The sequence below is a fragment of the Algoriphagus halophilus genome (assembly GCF_041729275.1).
GTDB classification, from domain to species: domain Bacteria; phylum Bacteroidota; class Bacteroidia; order Cytophagales; family Cyclobacteriaceae; genus Algoriphagus; species Algoriphagus halophilus_A.
Window position 1 is genome coordinate 846,728 of sequence record NZ_CP146486.1, and the last position, 15,846, is coordinate 862,573.

Below are 15,846 nucleotides of genomic sequence, written 5' to 3' on the forward strand. Positions count from 1 at the left end.
AAAGAAATGGGCTCGGAAAGCTCCTTCCCTTCCCTCAAGAAACCGAGCATTAATTCCTCCAAGTGGGATGGTACCGTATTGTTAGATGATAAGAAGTCCAAAAAAAATGAATGCACACGAAGTAAACTGTTGGCCAACTCCTTTTAAAAGGCCTGTTTTCCAATAAATCTGAAACCTGTTCATGAAAAGATAGGGGCCTTTTTTGAGGAATGATGGATGAAGGAGGCAATTCCAAAGACTTCTTTTTTGACTCTAGAAAACGTCTGGTTTCATTGGGAAAAACTGTGGTCAATTGTTGCCATTCCTTGGGCTTAAGATGGGTGAAAAACACTTCTAAAAGTGCTTTACTAATTTTCCCTTTGATCAATTGATCGCCCCGGTTTAGGAGCTGTGTTTCATAAATCAAGGTCCAAATTCTTCTTACCTCCAACCGTACTTTCTGTGAATCAACCATCGAATGTTCACCTTTCTTAACCAAATCAGTAAGATCACGGAGACTCGAATTGATGCGTTCTGAAATGATTGCTCCAAGAACCTCTTTCACCTCTACATCACTTGCTGTATCTCTCAGAAAAGGATAAAACAAAGCCTGCAGCTCAGCCAGATCTTTTCTGGCGGTAAATTTCACCGCTGATAAAAATGGGAGCCTAGCGTCCTTGGCAAAAAATGTTTTTGGGTAATTCCTGAAATTCCTCACCTGGGAAAGGGGAACCAGACTTAAAAATAGTTGCAAATGGAATGTTTTGGAATCCAGCACATTTTGGGGATTGATTACTTCTAAGATCCGTCTCCACAAAAATTGATTTTGAGGATTTCGATTTGAATGGGAAAGGGCTATTTTATTAATCAAGGTCAATCCAGCCTTGAGCTTTGCCATTGATTGTTCGGAGCTGATTTTATGGAGCTCTCCAAATTCGGAAACCACTAGTTTAAGTTGATCTTCTTTACTGAGGGAACGCCCTTGAAACAAAGATTTTAATTCTTCAAAATAACTCCCCATCTGTGGCAAGGAGCGGGATAAGGCCTTTAATAAATCATCCAAATCAACGGTTCCCAATAAGCCGAGTAAGCGTTGTTTTTTGCCGCTGTAGATTGCGTGCCATAACTGGATAATATTGATCTCACAAATGCAGGGTTTGTTGCGACCAATAAATTCATTCCCTGTTGTAGATCAGAGAGACTTAAGTCTTGATGATCGGTCGGTAAAACACCAATAGTCAAATAGCTTTCAATGAGGGTTGAATAATTTTTCCATAGGAGTTCATTGGATAAATCCTCTAGCTGTTTCCTGTTTTCTTGGTGTGGCTTTTGAATATGATTTTGGGGTTCCTCAGGCATCAAAGTGGCCGCAAGCAAGATTTTTTCAGGGTTCTTCAGATTTACTTTCTGCGCTATTTTCACCAACTCATCCCACACCTGATATGAACCAGAAGATAAATTGGTGGAAACCTGTACCAATCCCCCAAACCAGGCTCGGATCGATTCATCATTGATTCTAGTACTCATTGAAATATAGGATCTTACCCCATTGATTATCAATTGGTTTTTACTAACACTAAAATCAATTCCTTTCAAGGGATGAAGCAGTATGCTATCCAGCAAAAATGACCAAGAGTCGGACTGATTTCCAGCAAGCATAGAAATGATCTGTTGAAGCTGAGTTTCAGAAAGTCGCTCTAAAAATCAGGATGTTGTGAAATCACATACTTCAATTTAGAGGCATTGGACAAAGCATCCCACCCTTTAAGATCTGTCAAATATGCCAATTGATAGGCATCTAATAATTCAACCCACCCATCTGGCACTTGGGTTTCTGCTTTGACAACATCCTCCTGATTAATTGAATTTTTCTTAATTAAGGATACCACTTCCTTCAAGTCTTTGAGTACAAAACTTTGGTCCGCATAGGTTTCTATCGCTGCCTCCAACCTTTGTAATAAAGTGGAGAAATTGAGGTTGTAATGAGCAGCGATCTGTTCTAGCATCTTCTGGGAAAATGCAACTCGGTTCATTTTTGGACCGCTGTTCTTTAGGATAAAATTTAAAATAAAGTAGTTCAGTGCCTTCTCAGTGAGATTAATTTGGGTCTCCTCTTTTTCCTCCTTTAATCGGACCTTCCTGATATGATGCTTATAAGATATAATCCATCCCCCTTCCACAGGTTCTAAAATCCGGATCAGTTTTTCAACCTGCTCATTATCCATCCCGTAGGCAATCCGCTTCCTTGCATTTTCATTGGAAGCTCCCAGGTTTAATACAATGGATTTAAGTGATTCGGTTCGTGCTCAATTAATTGATTTACCAAGTCCATCAACTCAAGTTGATTACCCAGCCAAGAAGGGAAATAACCTTTTTGGAGAAATTGGAAAAATGCCTCGAGTAAAAATTCGAAGTTTCTTCCACCGGTTCGGTTTATGGATTTGATAGAGGAAGCATATTTGGAACTCAATATTCCCAATAAGCTTTGTTTTAATGCTTTCTGAATCAGCTCATCCAATGAGTTCTCGAGTTCAAAGGGAGTAATCTTCCCTAAATCAATGGATAGTTCATCCAGCTCCAATAGAACTTTTCCGGGCAAAACCTCCTCCAAAACAGTTTCGATGCATTGAGATAATTTGCTGAAAAACACGCTTTCTAAAAACTCATTGGATTTTTTGGCCTGATTCAAGTTGGAATAAGAAAAATCCAAGGCTAGGTGTTCGATGATATGGGATGAGGAGTTTTGCATCATTTATCTTTCCTCCTCCCATTTGTGAAGCAATCGATACAAACTTAAAGAAGTGGAATACAGCTTTTCGCTTTTTTTATGAGCGCCTCTTTCCAAGCGAAGAATCTTTTTGAAACTCTTTTATCTCATCCAGGTTTTTCCAATAAACCGATAAATTCAAGTGTGCTGGGATTCTGTTTTTGGCCAAGGTCTCCACAAAATATCGGAAATGATGCTCTTGGAATCTTGCGGGCCAATCCGGTAAAATCAGACTTGCCCTTAAATTGAAAAATGATTCTCCGATAATATCTTTTGAGGGAAGCCTTCTTGCCAAGACCAATTTGTTCTGCTGAACTCTCCCTTCCTTACTGAGTGTCCCCGTCAATCTGATCTTTTCTACCTCTTTTAACGCTAACACCCCTTGTAATTCCACATCCCCATTCATTAAGTAAACCAATCGACGGGTTTCTTCCCATAAATTCTCCACCAATTGATTTTTGGGAAGGGATCCTACCAGTATAGCAGTGGCCAAGGCTTTGCCTTGCTCACTTTTTAGGTTACTTGTATGCCATCGACCTGATAGTTTGAAATGGAAATAGCTGCTTGAAAAATTCATTTAGCAATTCAGTTCTACCTATTAACGCTTGGTTCCAGTTGGAAGTAAAGGTAACCTCCCCTTTTCCATTGGTCAGATAAAATCCATATTCGGAACCCTTTAGCATCTCTTTCAACAGAATATGATCTACCAAGAAAAGTCCTTCCGAATCCAGGTTCATCATCCGGATATGCTGAATGGTAGCTCCAATTCTCCTAAATCCTTCATCCAGTTTTTTGCCTTCCCAGATTCTTACCCAATTAGTAGAAGTTTTTTGGAATAAAATCTCCCAGTTTCTCAACAGTGATTTCTTTTGAGAAATCATGTAACTATCCGATTGAAGAGGATTTGCAAAGAGATTCTTGACCGGTATTTTACCAAAACTCAAGCGTTCAGAATTGGAGGGTTCATTGATCCTCTCCCATTCGTGTGGATTTAAAGGACGATAGGTATTCGTTAATTTATCCTTATCTAGGTGGGTTTTGGAGGTGGAAAGCTGCTCATCATAGGAAGAGGGGTGATGTTTGTCAATCTCCCCTAGTAAAGACTCCTGAATTTTACTGATACCAGCCTTCAGAGAAATCAATTTTTCTATCCCGTAGGTCTCAGAAGCTTTTTACCAGAAAATCTTTGTCCGATTCCACGGTAATAATTAAAGCGATCAATTTTTTCCAGTAGGCTTGCTTTGGCGTTTATCAACGATTCCTGAAAACGCTGTTCAGAGAATATCAGGTTTACCTGCCTCGCTACTTTAAAAGGAACTTCACTCAAGTCCTCACCAAACCTCCCCAGAAAATGATCTAAAATCCTATTCTTCCGGTCATACTTTTGTTGAATTTTCTCTCCTGAAAAATGATTCGAGGATTCGTTGGTCCCTGTCATCTCATCGGGAACGCCCGAAGTATCCAGCAATTCTGAAAGGCCAACCACCGAGTTGATCTTCTGGGAAAAGTAGGTGTGGCCATCTACACCCGATTTAGGATCTATTAAATCAGAAAAATTGGATAATTGAGACAGGTAATTCCCCATCAATTGCTCCATCAACAATAAATATCCTTTCAGCTGATTTGCCTTTGCTTTACGTTCCTCCGGATCTTGAGTGGACAATCCCTCTTTCCCAATGCCATAGATCCTTGGAAAGTGATGGGAGATGGATGTATAGTTACCAAGATTCCTGAACCTCCCCTTCAACTTGCTATCAAGGAAGCTGTCCTTATACAAATCATGCTGATACTGCCGGAAATTTTTAGACCACAATTCCAATAAATATTCATCTACCATAGATTGACTAATCAACTGTGGGTTTTCGTTGATTCGAATTTTCAGGGTATGATAGATCGCAGCAGGATTGGTGATTTTGGTAATCAGATTGAAATATTTCCCTTCACCAACCTGTTGGGGATCTTCTCCATTTGCAAGCTTTAACTCTAGGTTCCAGGTCTTTTTCACCCCGTCTATCTTTGAAAAAATGCTTTGAAAATTTTCTTCGAGCAAGCCTCTCGCTCTCGGTTTCAATTCTTTTGATTTAATAAAACCACCTTGTAGCCTTGGCCCAGAAAAATCTCCTTCAAGCTGAGCCCTTCTACCATCAACTCTTCAAAACTGGAATAGGCCACGGTTTGATAGAGGTACTTTTCCAATTCAAAAGGATTTCTGCCATCACCTTATTGGGTTCAAGCTCCTCTTTAATTTCTATCTCCGCACTCAAGACAAATGGTTCGGGCTTTAATAAAACCACCTCTTCAAAATACTCTCCCATATTCCTAATTCCTTCCAAGTACTCACGCAGGGATTTTAAAAAACCATCTTCCCTACCGGGATTTTGCTCCAGTTCTTTGGAAAACGCCAATGAGGGCATGATCTCCAATTTATAGAGGCCATTTAAGGATTCTGCTTTATACTCCTCTTGAAGAGGAATCAACCAGGCATTTTGAATCTCCTCAAAGGAATCAATGATCAACTTTCTAAAATCTACTAGCGTAACCGGGTGGTTACTAAAAACAGCAGAGGGTGAATGGAATGAATTTTTACGGGGGCTAATGAGGCCTTTGGGAGGGGTAGCAAGAATATCCTCTATGGGGAAATTTGTCCGAAAAGCAATATCTGTGAGACCAAAGCATAGTTGTTCTAAAATGGTTACTCCTGGGTCATGGGCGTTATAGTCTGTCCACTCCTCCCCACTTAGTTTTTGGACATAACTTAGCCCCAATTTTTTCAATTCAAAAAATCTTCAGCAACCGCAAGTTTCTCGTTTTTTAAAAGTTGTTTGCTTTTGGCCATTTAAAAATTAGTTAAAAAATCATCATCCCAAATTTTTGATATCTGATAATATATTTCACAATCGCCCCCATAATTACTAAGGGTTTTGATTTGAAGTCCATAGTCAAAAGTATCACCCACCCATTTCAGACTGATTTTGTTCCACCAATACCCGTAATAAGCACATGTCTTTCTGATTTTTGGTTTGGACTTTCCATAGGTACTCAAAGCAGTTGCATGAAGTAATGCATACTTCCCTTGTTGCTTCTTTCCTGCATAGGCCATGATTTCAAATCCTTGGCATCCTGTCAGGCCGCTGAGGATCTGATGCCATTTTCCATCGGCTGGAACCCGATCACTTTTGAAACTCCCAACTCTTCCCTTGGAAGCTATTAGGCCATTGACATCTAATTTTTGGGTTGGAAACATGGTGCCGATTCCAATGTTTCCTTCTTTTTGAAAGTATATAGTGGGAAGATCAGAATCTCCTTCGCGAAGGATCAAGCCCTTGGTTTCTCCCTTTCCATTGGAAATTATCCAACTCGACTTCTTGTCTTTGAGACTATCATAAAAACTGAGTAGTTTCTCCTCATTTCCAACTGGAAAAATCATCAATCCATCTTCCTCCGTTTTGTTGATTCCATCATCCACTTTATTGAACATAGAATCGATCAAAATCACAAAATGATTTTCTAAGGGAAGGGCTCCACCTCTAAAATACTTTTTAAGCTGCTCCCGATTATTAATTACTATTCTACCAGAATTTAGTTCTTCCATGGAGGGTCTTTTTTCCTATTTATTTAATAATAAAGTCCGAGTCTATCGTCAAATCACCAATCCCAGCCAATTTGGGCTCTTCCAATCGGTCTTCAGTGATGATTTCAATGAGATGATCTTCAGCAGAGGTGAGTATGGCGTAGGGAGTAATCGTCCTGAGTAACTCTATTTTGAATTCTGATTTGGCTGTATCTATAATTTTGTGGTTCCCCTGAACATCAATAATCTGCAATACCGATAATCTGGTCACAAATTCCACATAGGGCCTATTCTCTATAAATCTCTGGATTTCAGATATATAAATCGAATTGATAAAACCTTTACCACTGATATCCTTGACCGGATCAGGAGCGAGAAATGCAATCAGCTCTTTTTCTAAAAGATCTCTAAAATACCCCGCTCTTAAATCATCTGTGAAGTTTACCGCGCACCTTACTTTTAGTTTTTCAAACACGGGATTACATACCTCCACCTTGGAAAATGCGGATAGGAATCCTTTGAGATAGGACTTAATATCCTGAAGTAACCCAAAAGGCACCCTGAGTGATGAAACAATATCCTGAGTAGAATCAAATGAAGCAGGAACCACTACCACCTGCACATTACTTCCACAAACGATGCTTTCAGGATAATCACTTCGGCCGTAGACCATCACTCTCCCTATTTCGGGAAATTCTTCCAGGATTAACCGTTCTATATCCCAGCCATCAATGGCCCTATTGCGATGTCTAAGCAACTCACTGGTTGAGGCCTTCAGTTGATCTTCTATCAGAAAATCCGAAAGGAAACGAAGGCCAAATGGACCTGAAACTTGATCAATGGCTTTCACACTTGGAATGGCAATTTTGGTCACTTCCCTTTTGACTACTCCCTGCTGCTTGATCGAACCATCGGATTTCTGAATCTTACAAGCATTGATAAAAATTGATTTGATCCGTGCATTCAGGTCTGAATTCCCTTCATTGGAAATCCTTAGCCAAAATTTCCCTTGGGGTAATTTGGTATTATCGGTACTGATTTGGGAAGGAAATTTAATGCGGATGATTCCAGGATGGATCAACCCCTTGGTACTGTCCTCCAACAACATATTCCCTAATTGATACCATACATTATCCTCCAAATATTCCCAGGTTATCTTTGGGGCTTTGGTAATGGTATGAAGAAAATAGGCTGGTATGAGGTCTATTCCTATGCTGATTATTTCATTCGGCTGCACATTTGTTAAACCCAACAGCAAATTCCCCTTCTGGTTTATTTGAGGCAATAAATAGGCGAAATCCTTTTTCTTTCCTGGATACACCTGATCATATCCAAAAGGATATACATGAAATAATTTAACTGCCTCTTGGGTATTTGGACTATACCGAGCTAAATTTTCTTTGGCTCGATTAGAATAAGAAATATCAAAATGGTCAATTACCGGGGTATAAGGCACATTCGGAATTTCCTTATGCTTTCTAAAAAACAAACCCGTACGAACTGAAGCGGCCGTGTACAATTCCGGATAAATATCATGACCAAATGCCAAGTCTTTAGGTTCGGAAAATTTGAGGTAGAAAGAAGGTTCTAATTGATTGGCTTGATTTCTTCCTAAGGCCGGAAAAATGGAAGGGTTCAATAAATCCAAATTCACATCCACCTGCTTTTTGGAAACCAGATACAATCCATCTACTTTCTTTTCAGTTTCAAATAAGTTGAAAACCTGTGTTTTTTGATCACTTTTTTTCCTTTCAAATGGCCATCCACTGAAAGTATTTCTGCTTTAAAACTATCATTTTTGATTTCTCCGGGATATACTTCGTACAGGGTTTCAAAACCTCCTCGGGCAAGCGGCAATCCGGACCAGTAAATAGTAATGGAAAGTTTCTCCAAAAAACTGGATAAAATAAGAGGGCTTTTTACCTTGAGGTAGGAGTCATAGGAAGGAATGGGCCCGAACGGTTGAAATGGATTGCTTGTGTCTAAATTCCCTAATTGGTTAGAAAACTGTACTCCAGAGGTGACTTCCGAACTTTTGGTCAAAACCTCCACTTCTACTACTTCCAACAACTCCAATGGGGTCATGGGAGGCAAAGAAGCTTTGTTATTTATTTTTAATTTAATGCAAGGCCAAATAGGCCCTTTCAGACCAAAATGGATTTTCGGATCAAAGGGAACTAATTTTTCCTGTTCCCCTTCAGGCTCAAGAATCAATTCAAGGGTGTTTTCTTCAAAATGGAATAAGAAATAACTGTAATCTAAATCCACCCATCCATCTTTGCCGGTAATAGCAATGATGAATGCATCATTAATAAAAGCCTGGATAAAAGAATTGATCTCTTGTCTAAACCCTCCCTCAGATTTTTCTTTCTCACTCAATAAGGCCTGCATGATCTCCTCAAATTGGCCCAGTGAATTGGGAGTAAATTTTATGGAAATATGTATTTTATGTTTTCCATCGGCCAAGTTTAAGACGGGAGAGGTAATCACAAAACCTAATTCGCTGGGATTCATATTCCTTTCAAACCGACCCAAGTCATCCTGGTCTTCTCCCATCACCAAAGGATATCCCTCCAACCTTCCTGAAAAATCTATCGTTTCTTGCCCATCTCCAATGAACAAGCAGGAATCATAAATGGAGTTTAATTCGCTGTGGTCATTTAATATATTATCCGAAAAAGGTTGGTAAGAATTTCTATAAATGGTCCAAACTTCTGAAATTTTTGCAGCGCTCAGGTTCACCGGAGTCAAGGTATGGAAGCTCATCGTTTCCTTGTTGGAAAAGGTGAGGTCAACAGGAACCCCCATTTCCAGTTGATCCAATTGTTTGGAACTGATTCCTACATAGGCTGTTGCTGGTTTCTTCTCCTTTTCAGTTTGTCCCAACACTTCCTGGTAATAATAATCAAGGTGCCTTTCCAACAGCTTGTTGAGTTCTTTTTGGGCCAATTGAAAAAGCTTTAGAAAACTCAAAATCAATCCTAAATGAGGTGGATGAAAATTAGGTTCTACTTGACTGAATTCGAATTTTTGTGATGCTTTTTCCTGAACAAACATCAGGTTTTTAAAAAACATTTTAAAGGACTCGTTCAGGTCTATGCTTGGATCATCAATTACTTCTTCGGCAGTCAAATCAAAGTCCTGAGGGGAATAGCGATGCTGTTGAGGAATCAATCTTTTGATCCTAGGAACTAAAAAATTGGAAGCATTGAGTATCTCCTTAAGCAGGGCCCCATGATATTCAGATTCAATTAACAGTTCTTTCCAAATAAATAAGTTCTTGACCAGTGAGAGGGAATTTGCCGTTAACTCTTCCTGTATGGTTTTCCGCTTCTTTGCTCCTGACTCTTTCCTGAGAAACTCTAGTTCTTCATGCTTTTTTTGTAAAAATTCAAATCCATTTCTGCAATGGAGCCAATGATAAAAACCGAATCACTCATCAACATTGACTTCCAAGTGGCACTTGGAGTATTCATCAGATCAAAGAATTTCACTTTTTCAGCATACTTTAAAGTGAATTGAACCAAGTCCAAAAAGGTACGCTCATCCGTCTTTACATAAGACGGATCCAGTACAGTCAATAACCTCCCTTTTTGATTAATTCCTTTCTTCATACACGGACAATTCTTTAAATATTGGTTCCTTCATTGAAATAGAAGGGGTAAACCATGTTGCTTCTGGTATTGGTAATGATGATGGTATAGTCAATAAAGATTTTTAGTATCCCCTCCATAAATTGAGACTTATCAAATTTTATCTCCTTCACTTTTATCCTTGGTTCAAAATATAGCAGTGCATCTGAAATGGTATCCTTTAGCATGGTATACAATGTGGGATCATTGGATTCAAAGACATAAGAAATCAGATCACACCCAAACTTGGGATACATGACCCGTTCAGTGGGAATCGTACCTAATATGATCCGAATGCTTTCTTTGATATCCTCTTCCCCTGCCACCATTTTCAACTTCCTGGAGTCTTTGTCAAAAGACGGAGGAAAAGCCCAGCCAACACCTAAAAATGAATTGTCGTTTGAGTCCATATTTTTTACCCTCCAATCATTACCGTGGGACATCCAAGAACTATAGCCCCTCCATGAGCGGTGGTATCACCCATTCTCGCCGCAGGGCTACCTTCTATCATCACGGTCGCCGAACCCATCACAATGGTATCCGGTGGACCTACACATACTAAACTATCTCCCATTTTTGCGGCAGGTAATTTCCCGATCAATACAGTTGGAGCTCCCGGCCCAACAATAGGCCCTCCTACATGGGGTATCGGTGGTAATCCCGGGGTTACCATTGGGCATGTGTGCATATCTGTTAATCTAGCTGCTAAAGGCATATTCTTTTTAATTGATCATAACCATTGCTCCCTTTACTGTCGTTTGTCCTGATGCGGAAAGCTCAGCCGAGGCATTCCCAGAAGCTTTAAATCCTGTATCTGCTGACATCTCCACATTCATACCTGAGCCCTTTAAATCTGAGGTGGCAGAAAGATCGATCGTTCCGGTAGCACTCATCTTTATATCCCCTGTGGCTTCTATCGTAATATCTTTTGGACTTGATAGGGCAATGCCACTTTCGTCCATGGTTATTGTATTTCCATTTACATCAGTCAATTTGATGTTTTTGTCTTGATCCGATAAGACTACTTCATGACCGTCTGGCGTCTTCACAGTCAGGATCTTCTGCTCATCTTCAAATGTGATGGAAATCCCGGATTTGGAATAAATGGATTTGATTTCATTGTTTTCTGAAGGAGTCTCTTTTGGTTTGTTTTTGCTGGAATACAAACTTCCTGTGATCACTGGGAATCGAGGGTCATTTCCAAGGAAGTTCACCAACACCTCATCTCCAATTTCAGGGAAGAAAAAAAGCCGGCATCGGCACTTGCATAAGGAAAAGCCAGCCGAGCCCAAATTTTATTCTCACTATTGGAATTATTGAAGGCGGGTAATTGAAGCTCCACCCTAAATTCATTGTCAGGATCACTATCAATTTTGGTCACCACCCCTATTTGATACCCAGTGGCAGAAGGGGTTAGTCCAATGGCTTTGTTGTCATCAATATCTGGTAAAGAGGAATGCCATCGGGAATTAGATCCCAAATAAATGGTGGTTGACCATTGTCCATCAATTAATTCTTGGATCACTTTGGAAACAAACCCTTTTCCATTGAACCGGTCAGAAAAATTGGATAATTCAACAAAATCTCCGGCTTTGATACTGGTAGTCCCTACCACTTTGACCTTTCCTTGAATCTTCGACAAAACTGATTTGCTGATCCAACTATCGGAAAAAGTCTTAAATTCCTCAGAACCCACCTTTCCAGAAGTGTATTTACTCATTTTTGGGATGGACAAACTCTCCGAAATAGCGGTTGCAGTCAAATTCCCCTGGCTCAAGGAATCACTCAAACTTCCTGTTTCCAAGATGACCGCCTGGGTACTTTGATCCCAGCCAGTAAATTCAAATTCTGAGAAAAGATTTTCTCCATTCAGGTCTAAATCCACCTCTATGACCACTAGGTCAGCTGAAATAGTAATGTCACTGGCAGTACCAAAGTCAAATTTTTTAATCGATATACTGTTTTCGGAAGTACATACATAGCAATTGCTCACTTCGGAACGAATCACTAAAAAGTCCCAGTCTGTACAATTATGCTGAACTACAGGATATGGATAGGTAGTGAGGGAATCACTGGTAATAGAAACTCCGGTAGTACTGGCCATCGCGGAAAATAAATCACTATCTGCTTGTTGGTCCAGAATGGCGTTGGCCCGGGTCTTGGTCAATAAAAATGATTTGTCCTTACATAGAACTTGGATGTAAGAGGAGTTCTTTTTGACGATGAGTCGTTGGCTGACCACCACCCCTTTAAAAGCAAGACTTCTATCATCAGCATATCCCAAATTGATTTCTATCTCTTTTCCTGGAATAAAATTATCCCCATTGCTATTCGTAAAAGGCTCATTGACCAAGCCAAAAGAACCACCGTCTACAATTTTGATGACAGCATTGGTAATTCGGTTGATCTCTTGTTCAACTGTGATGGAAATCACTTCAATGGATCCATCTATGACAGATCCATCAACTTTTATTTCAATACTTACCGGTTCGGAATTTTCTTCCAGCTGGGCCATGAGTTTACACGATTGGTGGGAAAATTATTTGATCTCCAGGAAGGATCTCCCTAAAATTGCTGATGCCATTGAACTTGGCTACTTGGATATAATATTTGCTGTCTCCATAAATCTTATAGCACATAGCAGGTAAATGATCCCCGGATTTCACTTCCCGAACATGGGTCAAATCCGCTGAATTCTTATTCTCCAATAAAGCCTTTTTCTTCGCTGTAATGGAATAGATAAACCCGCACTTCACTTCTGCTCTCAGGGGCGTTCCATCCGTATCCATCATGGTATAGTTGGGCTCCCATGATTGTAATCTTCCTTGAAACAAGAATTGGGTCCCCCAAAATATCTTGATGTAATTGGGCTCGTGAATATCCCCGTTATAGGTATAAATCAGATCCTTTAAATTTTGGATCTGAAGGTCTACCTTTTCGGAGTTGAGGATTCCCGTGCCATCAAAAAAGAAATCCATCGTAAAAACTTTTGGGCCTGCCCCACGGAATTTGATCGATTCAAAGGAGGAGCCGATGGGTGACAAAACGGTAGAATACTTGATTTCTGATTTATCCTTGTACTTTTCAGGATTGACCAAAACTTCATACTCCCCTATCTGACCGGAAAAATCAGGCTCTTTATAAGCCACCAATTTCATTTTGGTAAGTTTACCTGTATCCATTTCAACGCATCAAATAATTTTCAAGGGCCTCATTCATTTTTTCGAGACATTCCTCTTTAATTTCCTTTTTCATCTCTTCCAAGGTTTGTTCTAACCGACTCTCAGAAATTGGGGAAGAAGGTTCAAGGGCCTCCTCATTCAACACCTCTCCTTTTATAGTCAATTGTTTAATAATCAGAGTCATATCAAGAATCTTTTGTGAATTTGGTATACTTTAATGTCAAGGTCTCGATGGCGAGCTCATTCTTCGTACTGTTTAGTGGAGATAACTCCCAGGAAATCGGGAACGCTTTCTCGACTGTCCAGGATGCCATACTTTCACGGTTTGGCCCCAATAGGATGATTTGTAAATTCAATGGTTCAAACTTGAATTTCTCCAAGGCATCTCTACACCAATTCGTCAAATCCTCATTCGGCAAAAGGCACCTTTTCAGTACCAAATCCTGAAACACGGGAGGGTTCGGGAGATAATGAACATATTCATTATCTCCTCCCTCTTTTTTCCGTTACTTTGACAGAAACTTTAAGACCGGAAACCTCCTGGAAACTGCTTTCCATATCGCCATATTTTAAAAATTTGACGCTAAAGTGAAAAGCAGTGGGTGGAGCATACCCATCTTGAAAAAAACCGTAATCCATTGTTAACTATTTGCAATCACCAAGCCTTCGTGTGATATTTCAATGGTTTCTATGGCAACTTCATTTCCGTCAGATTTCATATCTGTAGAACTGATTTTTGTAGGCCAGGCATTATTCAAAGTCCAAGTCATGGTAGGACTTCCTGACTCATCCAAAAGCTTGATCACCACAGTCTGTCTTTCGATGGTATTCATCTTGATTTGATTATACCAATCCCAGAAGTTGTTGTCTTTCACAAAGACTCCTTTCTTCATGGTCACTTTATTGTTCTTAACGATTCCCGGCATGTTGATCGTTGAAAAAACCGGGCTGTTACCATGTCTATACTCAATGGGTTGTGCTTCAATTTCCAATCCGCTCACCTCCTGGAAAGACATATTCGTATTGCTACTTCCCCAATCTACCGTAAAATAAAATTTCGGTAATGGCCATACATTATCTTGTTTTTCTCCTGCCATAATTAGTACTATTTAAAGAATTAAGTTTGTTAAAATTGAATTAGGATTTTTGCATCTGCTGCTCGAAGGTCACCACAATAAATTCTGCTGGTCTGACAATCGCCAGTTTCACGGAAATCAACATTCTACCTTCCAAAATATCCAAGGCAGTCATGGTGGTACCTAATCCTATTTGAACATCAAAAGCATCTTCAGGAGAGGATCCTGCCAATGCACCTTGTTTCCATTTTTCATTCAAAAAGTTGGAAATCATGCTTTTTACGGTCACCCAAGTATTCGCATCATTCGGTTCGAAAACATAGCCTCTTAAAGCCAACTTGATGGATTGCTCCAACATGATAATCGTTCTTCGAACGTTAATGTATCTCCAATCCAAACTATTTCCATCCAAGGTCCTACCTCCCCAAACAAGCGTTCCTACTCCAGGGAAAGTCCTAATCGCATTGATGGATTTTCCAGACACGGCATTAACATTCAGGTCCTGCTGTTGGTCGTGCGTGATGTTCACCGCAGGCTTCACCACGTTATTCAAACTCACATTTGCCGGAGCCTTCCAAACACCTCTGCTATTGTCTACCATGGTATAAATACCTGCAATGGCACCAGCAGTCGGAAGTAAGTTCATAATGGCCCTCACCTCATCCAATAATGCTGAATAAGTCGGACTGGTTGCCATCAGTCCAAGGTGTAAATTCGTTTCTTTATTAGATTTATATTGCGGTAAAGCTGCTGCTGCATCTTCATCGGATATTCCCGGCTTATCAGCTTTAAGCTTTGCCAGAAATTCATCATCTGTTTTAGGAAAAGTAGAAACTAAATTCTTTGCCTTTTCCTCAGGAAGGATCGCTGAAAGATCTACTGAGTCGTCAAAATTCTTGAAAGAAACTTCAGGTTTTTGTACCACATTGGTATTTAACCAGGGATAATAGGATGCAGAATAACTCAAATTCTCTGAGCCAATATTCTCTCTGAAAAAATTAACATTATCCACATCCATCTCACGTTTGTTATAGCCGTCAAATAAATCCAAAATCGCAAATCGATTTTGCATTTTGGAACAATGGGCCATGGCTTGCTTATAGACCTCGTAAGCATCAGCTCCGAGTGCTACGGCGTCAGGAATCACAATCATGGTAGGCTCTTGTTCTTTGACCAACTTAGCTAAACCTCCTTCGATCAATTTGCCATCTTCTCCTTTTGAAGTACCCAATAATTGATCTTTGTCGATTTTCAAGCCTTCTTTTCCGCCATAAGTGCCTACGGAAACGATGTAACAGGTACCTCCGCCATTCGAATAAAATAACCTGAGGCTATTATAGAGGTAAAAAGGTTGTCATCTTTGTAGGTGATCGTTTTATCTCCATCACTCAATGAAAAAGATTTCTATCACCTGGTTTAGGATCTTCCAAGGTGAACTTAGGACTAAAACCACCGCCAAATAGCTCTAAATAATCTGCATAAGATGTAATTCTTGTGGGCTCATTCACAAGAGATTTTCCGTTTCTCGATGCTTTTTCCGTATATCCAATAAATGCCGGGATAGCAGTTGCTACCTCGACCACTGAGCCAGGAAAAGCATTTTTTCAACAATGTAGACTCCGGGAGTCATTAGATTTTG

20 protein-coding genes and 2 pseudogenes are annotated in these 15,846 nt (G+C 39.9%); all 22 read right to left on the reverse strand.

The features are described 5' to 3' along the window. Positions 1-49: 49 nt before the first annotated feature. Positions 50-1,057: a hypothetical protein gene (locus V8V91_RS04540; RefSeq protein ID WP_373398983.1), complete on the reverse strand. Its 1,008-nt coding sequence runs from the start codon at positions 1,055-1,057 to the stop codon at positions 50-52. Next, positions 1,027-1,638 carry a hypothetical protein gene (locus V8V91_RS04545; RefSeq protein ID WP_373398984.1) on the reverse strand — a complete coding sequence of 204 codons (612 nt, stop codon included), beginning with the start codon at positions 1,636-1,638 and terminating at the stop codon, positions 1,027-1,029. Before V8V91_RS04545 ends, V8V91_RS04540 begins: the two co-directional genes overlap by 31 nt. A gap of 38 nt (positions 1,639-1,676) precedes the next feature. Beyond that, complete coding sequence (locus tag V8V91_RS04550) at positions 1,677-2,204, reverse strand: hypothetical protein (protein ID WP_373398985.1); 528 nt, start codon at positions 2,202-2,204, stop codon at positions 1,677-1,679. Positions 2,205-2,251: 47 nt separating this feature from the next. Then, the gene (locus V8V91_RS04555) at positions 2,252-2,731 is read right to left on the reverse strand and encodes a contractile injection system tape measure protein (protein ID WP_373398986.1); all 480 of its coding nucleotides are present in this window, start codon (positions 2,729-2,731) and stop codon (positions 2,252-2,254) included. A gap of 73 nt (positions 2,732-2,804) precedes the next feature. After that, positions 2,805-3,239: a hypothetical protein gene (locus V8V91_RS04560; RefSeq protein ID WP_373398988.1), complete on the reverse strand. Its 435-nt coding sequence runs from the start codon at positions 3,237-3,239 to the stop codon at positions 2,805-2,807. 25 nt (positions 3,240-3,264) lie between these two features. Further along, entirely contained in the window at positions 3,265-3,888 is a 624-nt protein-coding gene (locus V8V91_RS04565; RefSeq protein ID WP_373398989.1) for a hypothetical protein, read from the reverse strand. 5 nt (positions 3,889-3,893) lie between these two features. Continuing rightward, positions 3,894-4,751 (reverse strand): hypothetical protein, encoded by an 858-nt coding sequence (locus V8V91_RS04570; protein ID WP_373398991.1) that lies wholly within the window; start codon positions 4,749-4,751, stop codon positions 3,894-3,896. A gap of 139 nt (positions 4,752-4,890) precedes the next feature. Further along, positions 4,891-5,520: a hypothetical protein gene (locus V8V91_RS04575; protein ID WP_373398992.1), complete on the reverse strand. Its 630-nt coding sequence runs from the start codon at positions 5,518-5,520 to the stop codon at positions 4,891-4,893. A 62-nt stretch (positions 5,521-5,582) separates the two neighbouring features. Next, positions 5,583-6,338 carry an adhesin gene (locus V8V91_RS04580; RefSeq protein ID WP_373398994.1) on the reverse strand — a complete coding sequence of 252 codons (756 nt, stop codon included), beginning with the start codon at positions 6,336-6,338 and terminating at the stop codon, positions 5,583-5,585. 19 nt (positions 6,339-6,357) lie between these two features. Further along, complete coding sequence (locus V8V91_RS04585) at positions 6,358-8,001, reverse strand: hypothetical protein (RefSeq protein WP_373398995.1); 1,644 nt, start codon at positions 7,999-8,001, stop codon at positions 6,358-6,360. A 5-nt stretch (positions 8,002-8,006) separates the two neighbouring features. After that, complete coding sequence (locus V8V91_RS04590) at positions 8,007-9,491, reverse strand: hypothetical protein (RefSeq protein WP_373398996.1); 1,485 nt, start codon at positions 9,489-9,491, stop codon at positions 8,007-8,009. Between the two features lie 188 nt (positions 9,492-9,679). Then, entirely contained in the window at positions 9,680-9,931 is a 252-nt protein-coding gene (locus V8V91_RS04595; protein ID WP_373398997.1) for a hypothetical protein, read from the reverse strand. Between the two features lie 14 nt (positions 9,932-9,945). After that, the gene (locus V8V91_RS04600) at positions 9,946-10,359 is read right to left on the reverse strand and encodes a GPW/gp25 family protein (protein WP_373398998.1); all 414 of its coding nucleotides are present in this window, start codon (positions 10,357-10,359) and stop codon (positions 9,946-9,948) included. 5 nt (positions 10,360-10,364) lie between these two features. Further along, positions 10,365-10,664, reverse strand: coding sequence for a PAAR domain-containing protein (locus V8V91_RS04605; RefSeq protein WP_373398999.1), 300 nt, complete (start codon positions 10,662-10,664; stop codon positions 10,365-10,367). A 7-nt stretch (positions 10,665-10,671) separates the two neighbouring features. Further along, positions 10,672-11,169 (reverse strand): hypothetical protein, encoded by a 498-nt coding sequence (locus V8V91_RS04610; protein ID WP_373400871.1) that lies wholly within the window; start codon positions 11,167-11,169, stop codon positions 10,672-10,674. Continuing rightward, positions 11,170-12,464: pseudogene (locus tag V8V91_RS04615) on the reverse strand (phage baseplate assembly protein V); the annotation flags it as partial. It lies immediately after the preceding gene. A gap of 4 nt (positions 12,465-12,468) precedes the next feature. Continuing rightward, complete coding sequence (locus V8V91_RS04620; protein ID WP_373399000.1) at positions 12,469-13,107, reverse strand: LysM peptidoglycan-binding domain-containing protein; 639 nt, start codon at positions 13,105-13,107, stop codon at positions 12,469-12,471. A gap of 25 nt (positions 13,108-13,132) precedes the next feature. Continuing rightward, positions 13,133-13,315, reverse strand: coding sequence for a DUF5908 family protein (locus V8V91_RS04625; RefSeq protein WP_373399001.1), 183 nt, complete (start codon positions 13,313-13,315; stop codon positions 13,133-13,135). A gap of 1 nt (position 13,316) precedes the next feature. Then, a pseudogene (locus V8V91_RS04630) lies at positions 13,317-13,622 on the reverse strand (phage tail protein); the annotation flags it as partial. 150 nt (positions 13,623-13,772) lie between these two features. Then, a complete protein-coding gene (locus V8V91_RS04635; protein WP_373399002.1) occupies positions 13,773-14,228 on the reverse strand; it encodes a phage tail protein in 456 nt (151 codons plus the stop codon). Between the two features lie 40 nt (positions 14,229-14,268). Then, positions 14,269-15,462: a phage tail sheath family protein gene (locus V8V91_RS04640; protein ID WP_373399004.1), complete on the reverse strand. Its 1,194-nt coding sequence runs from the start codon at positions 15,460-15,462 to the stop codon at positions 14,269-14,271. 133 nt (positions 15,463-15,595) lie between these two features. Continuing rightward, positions 15,596-15,790, reverse strand: coding sequence for a hypothetical protein (locus V8V91_RS04645; RefSeq protein ID WP_373399005.1), 195 nt, complete (start codon positions 15,788-15,790; stop codon positions 15,596-15,598). Positions 15,791-15,846: the final 56 nt, after the last annotated feature.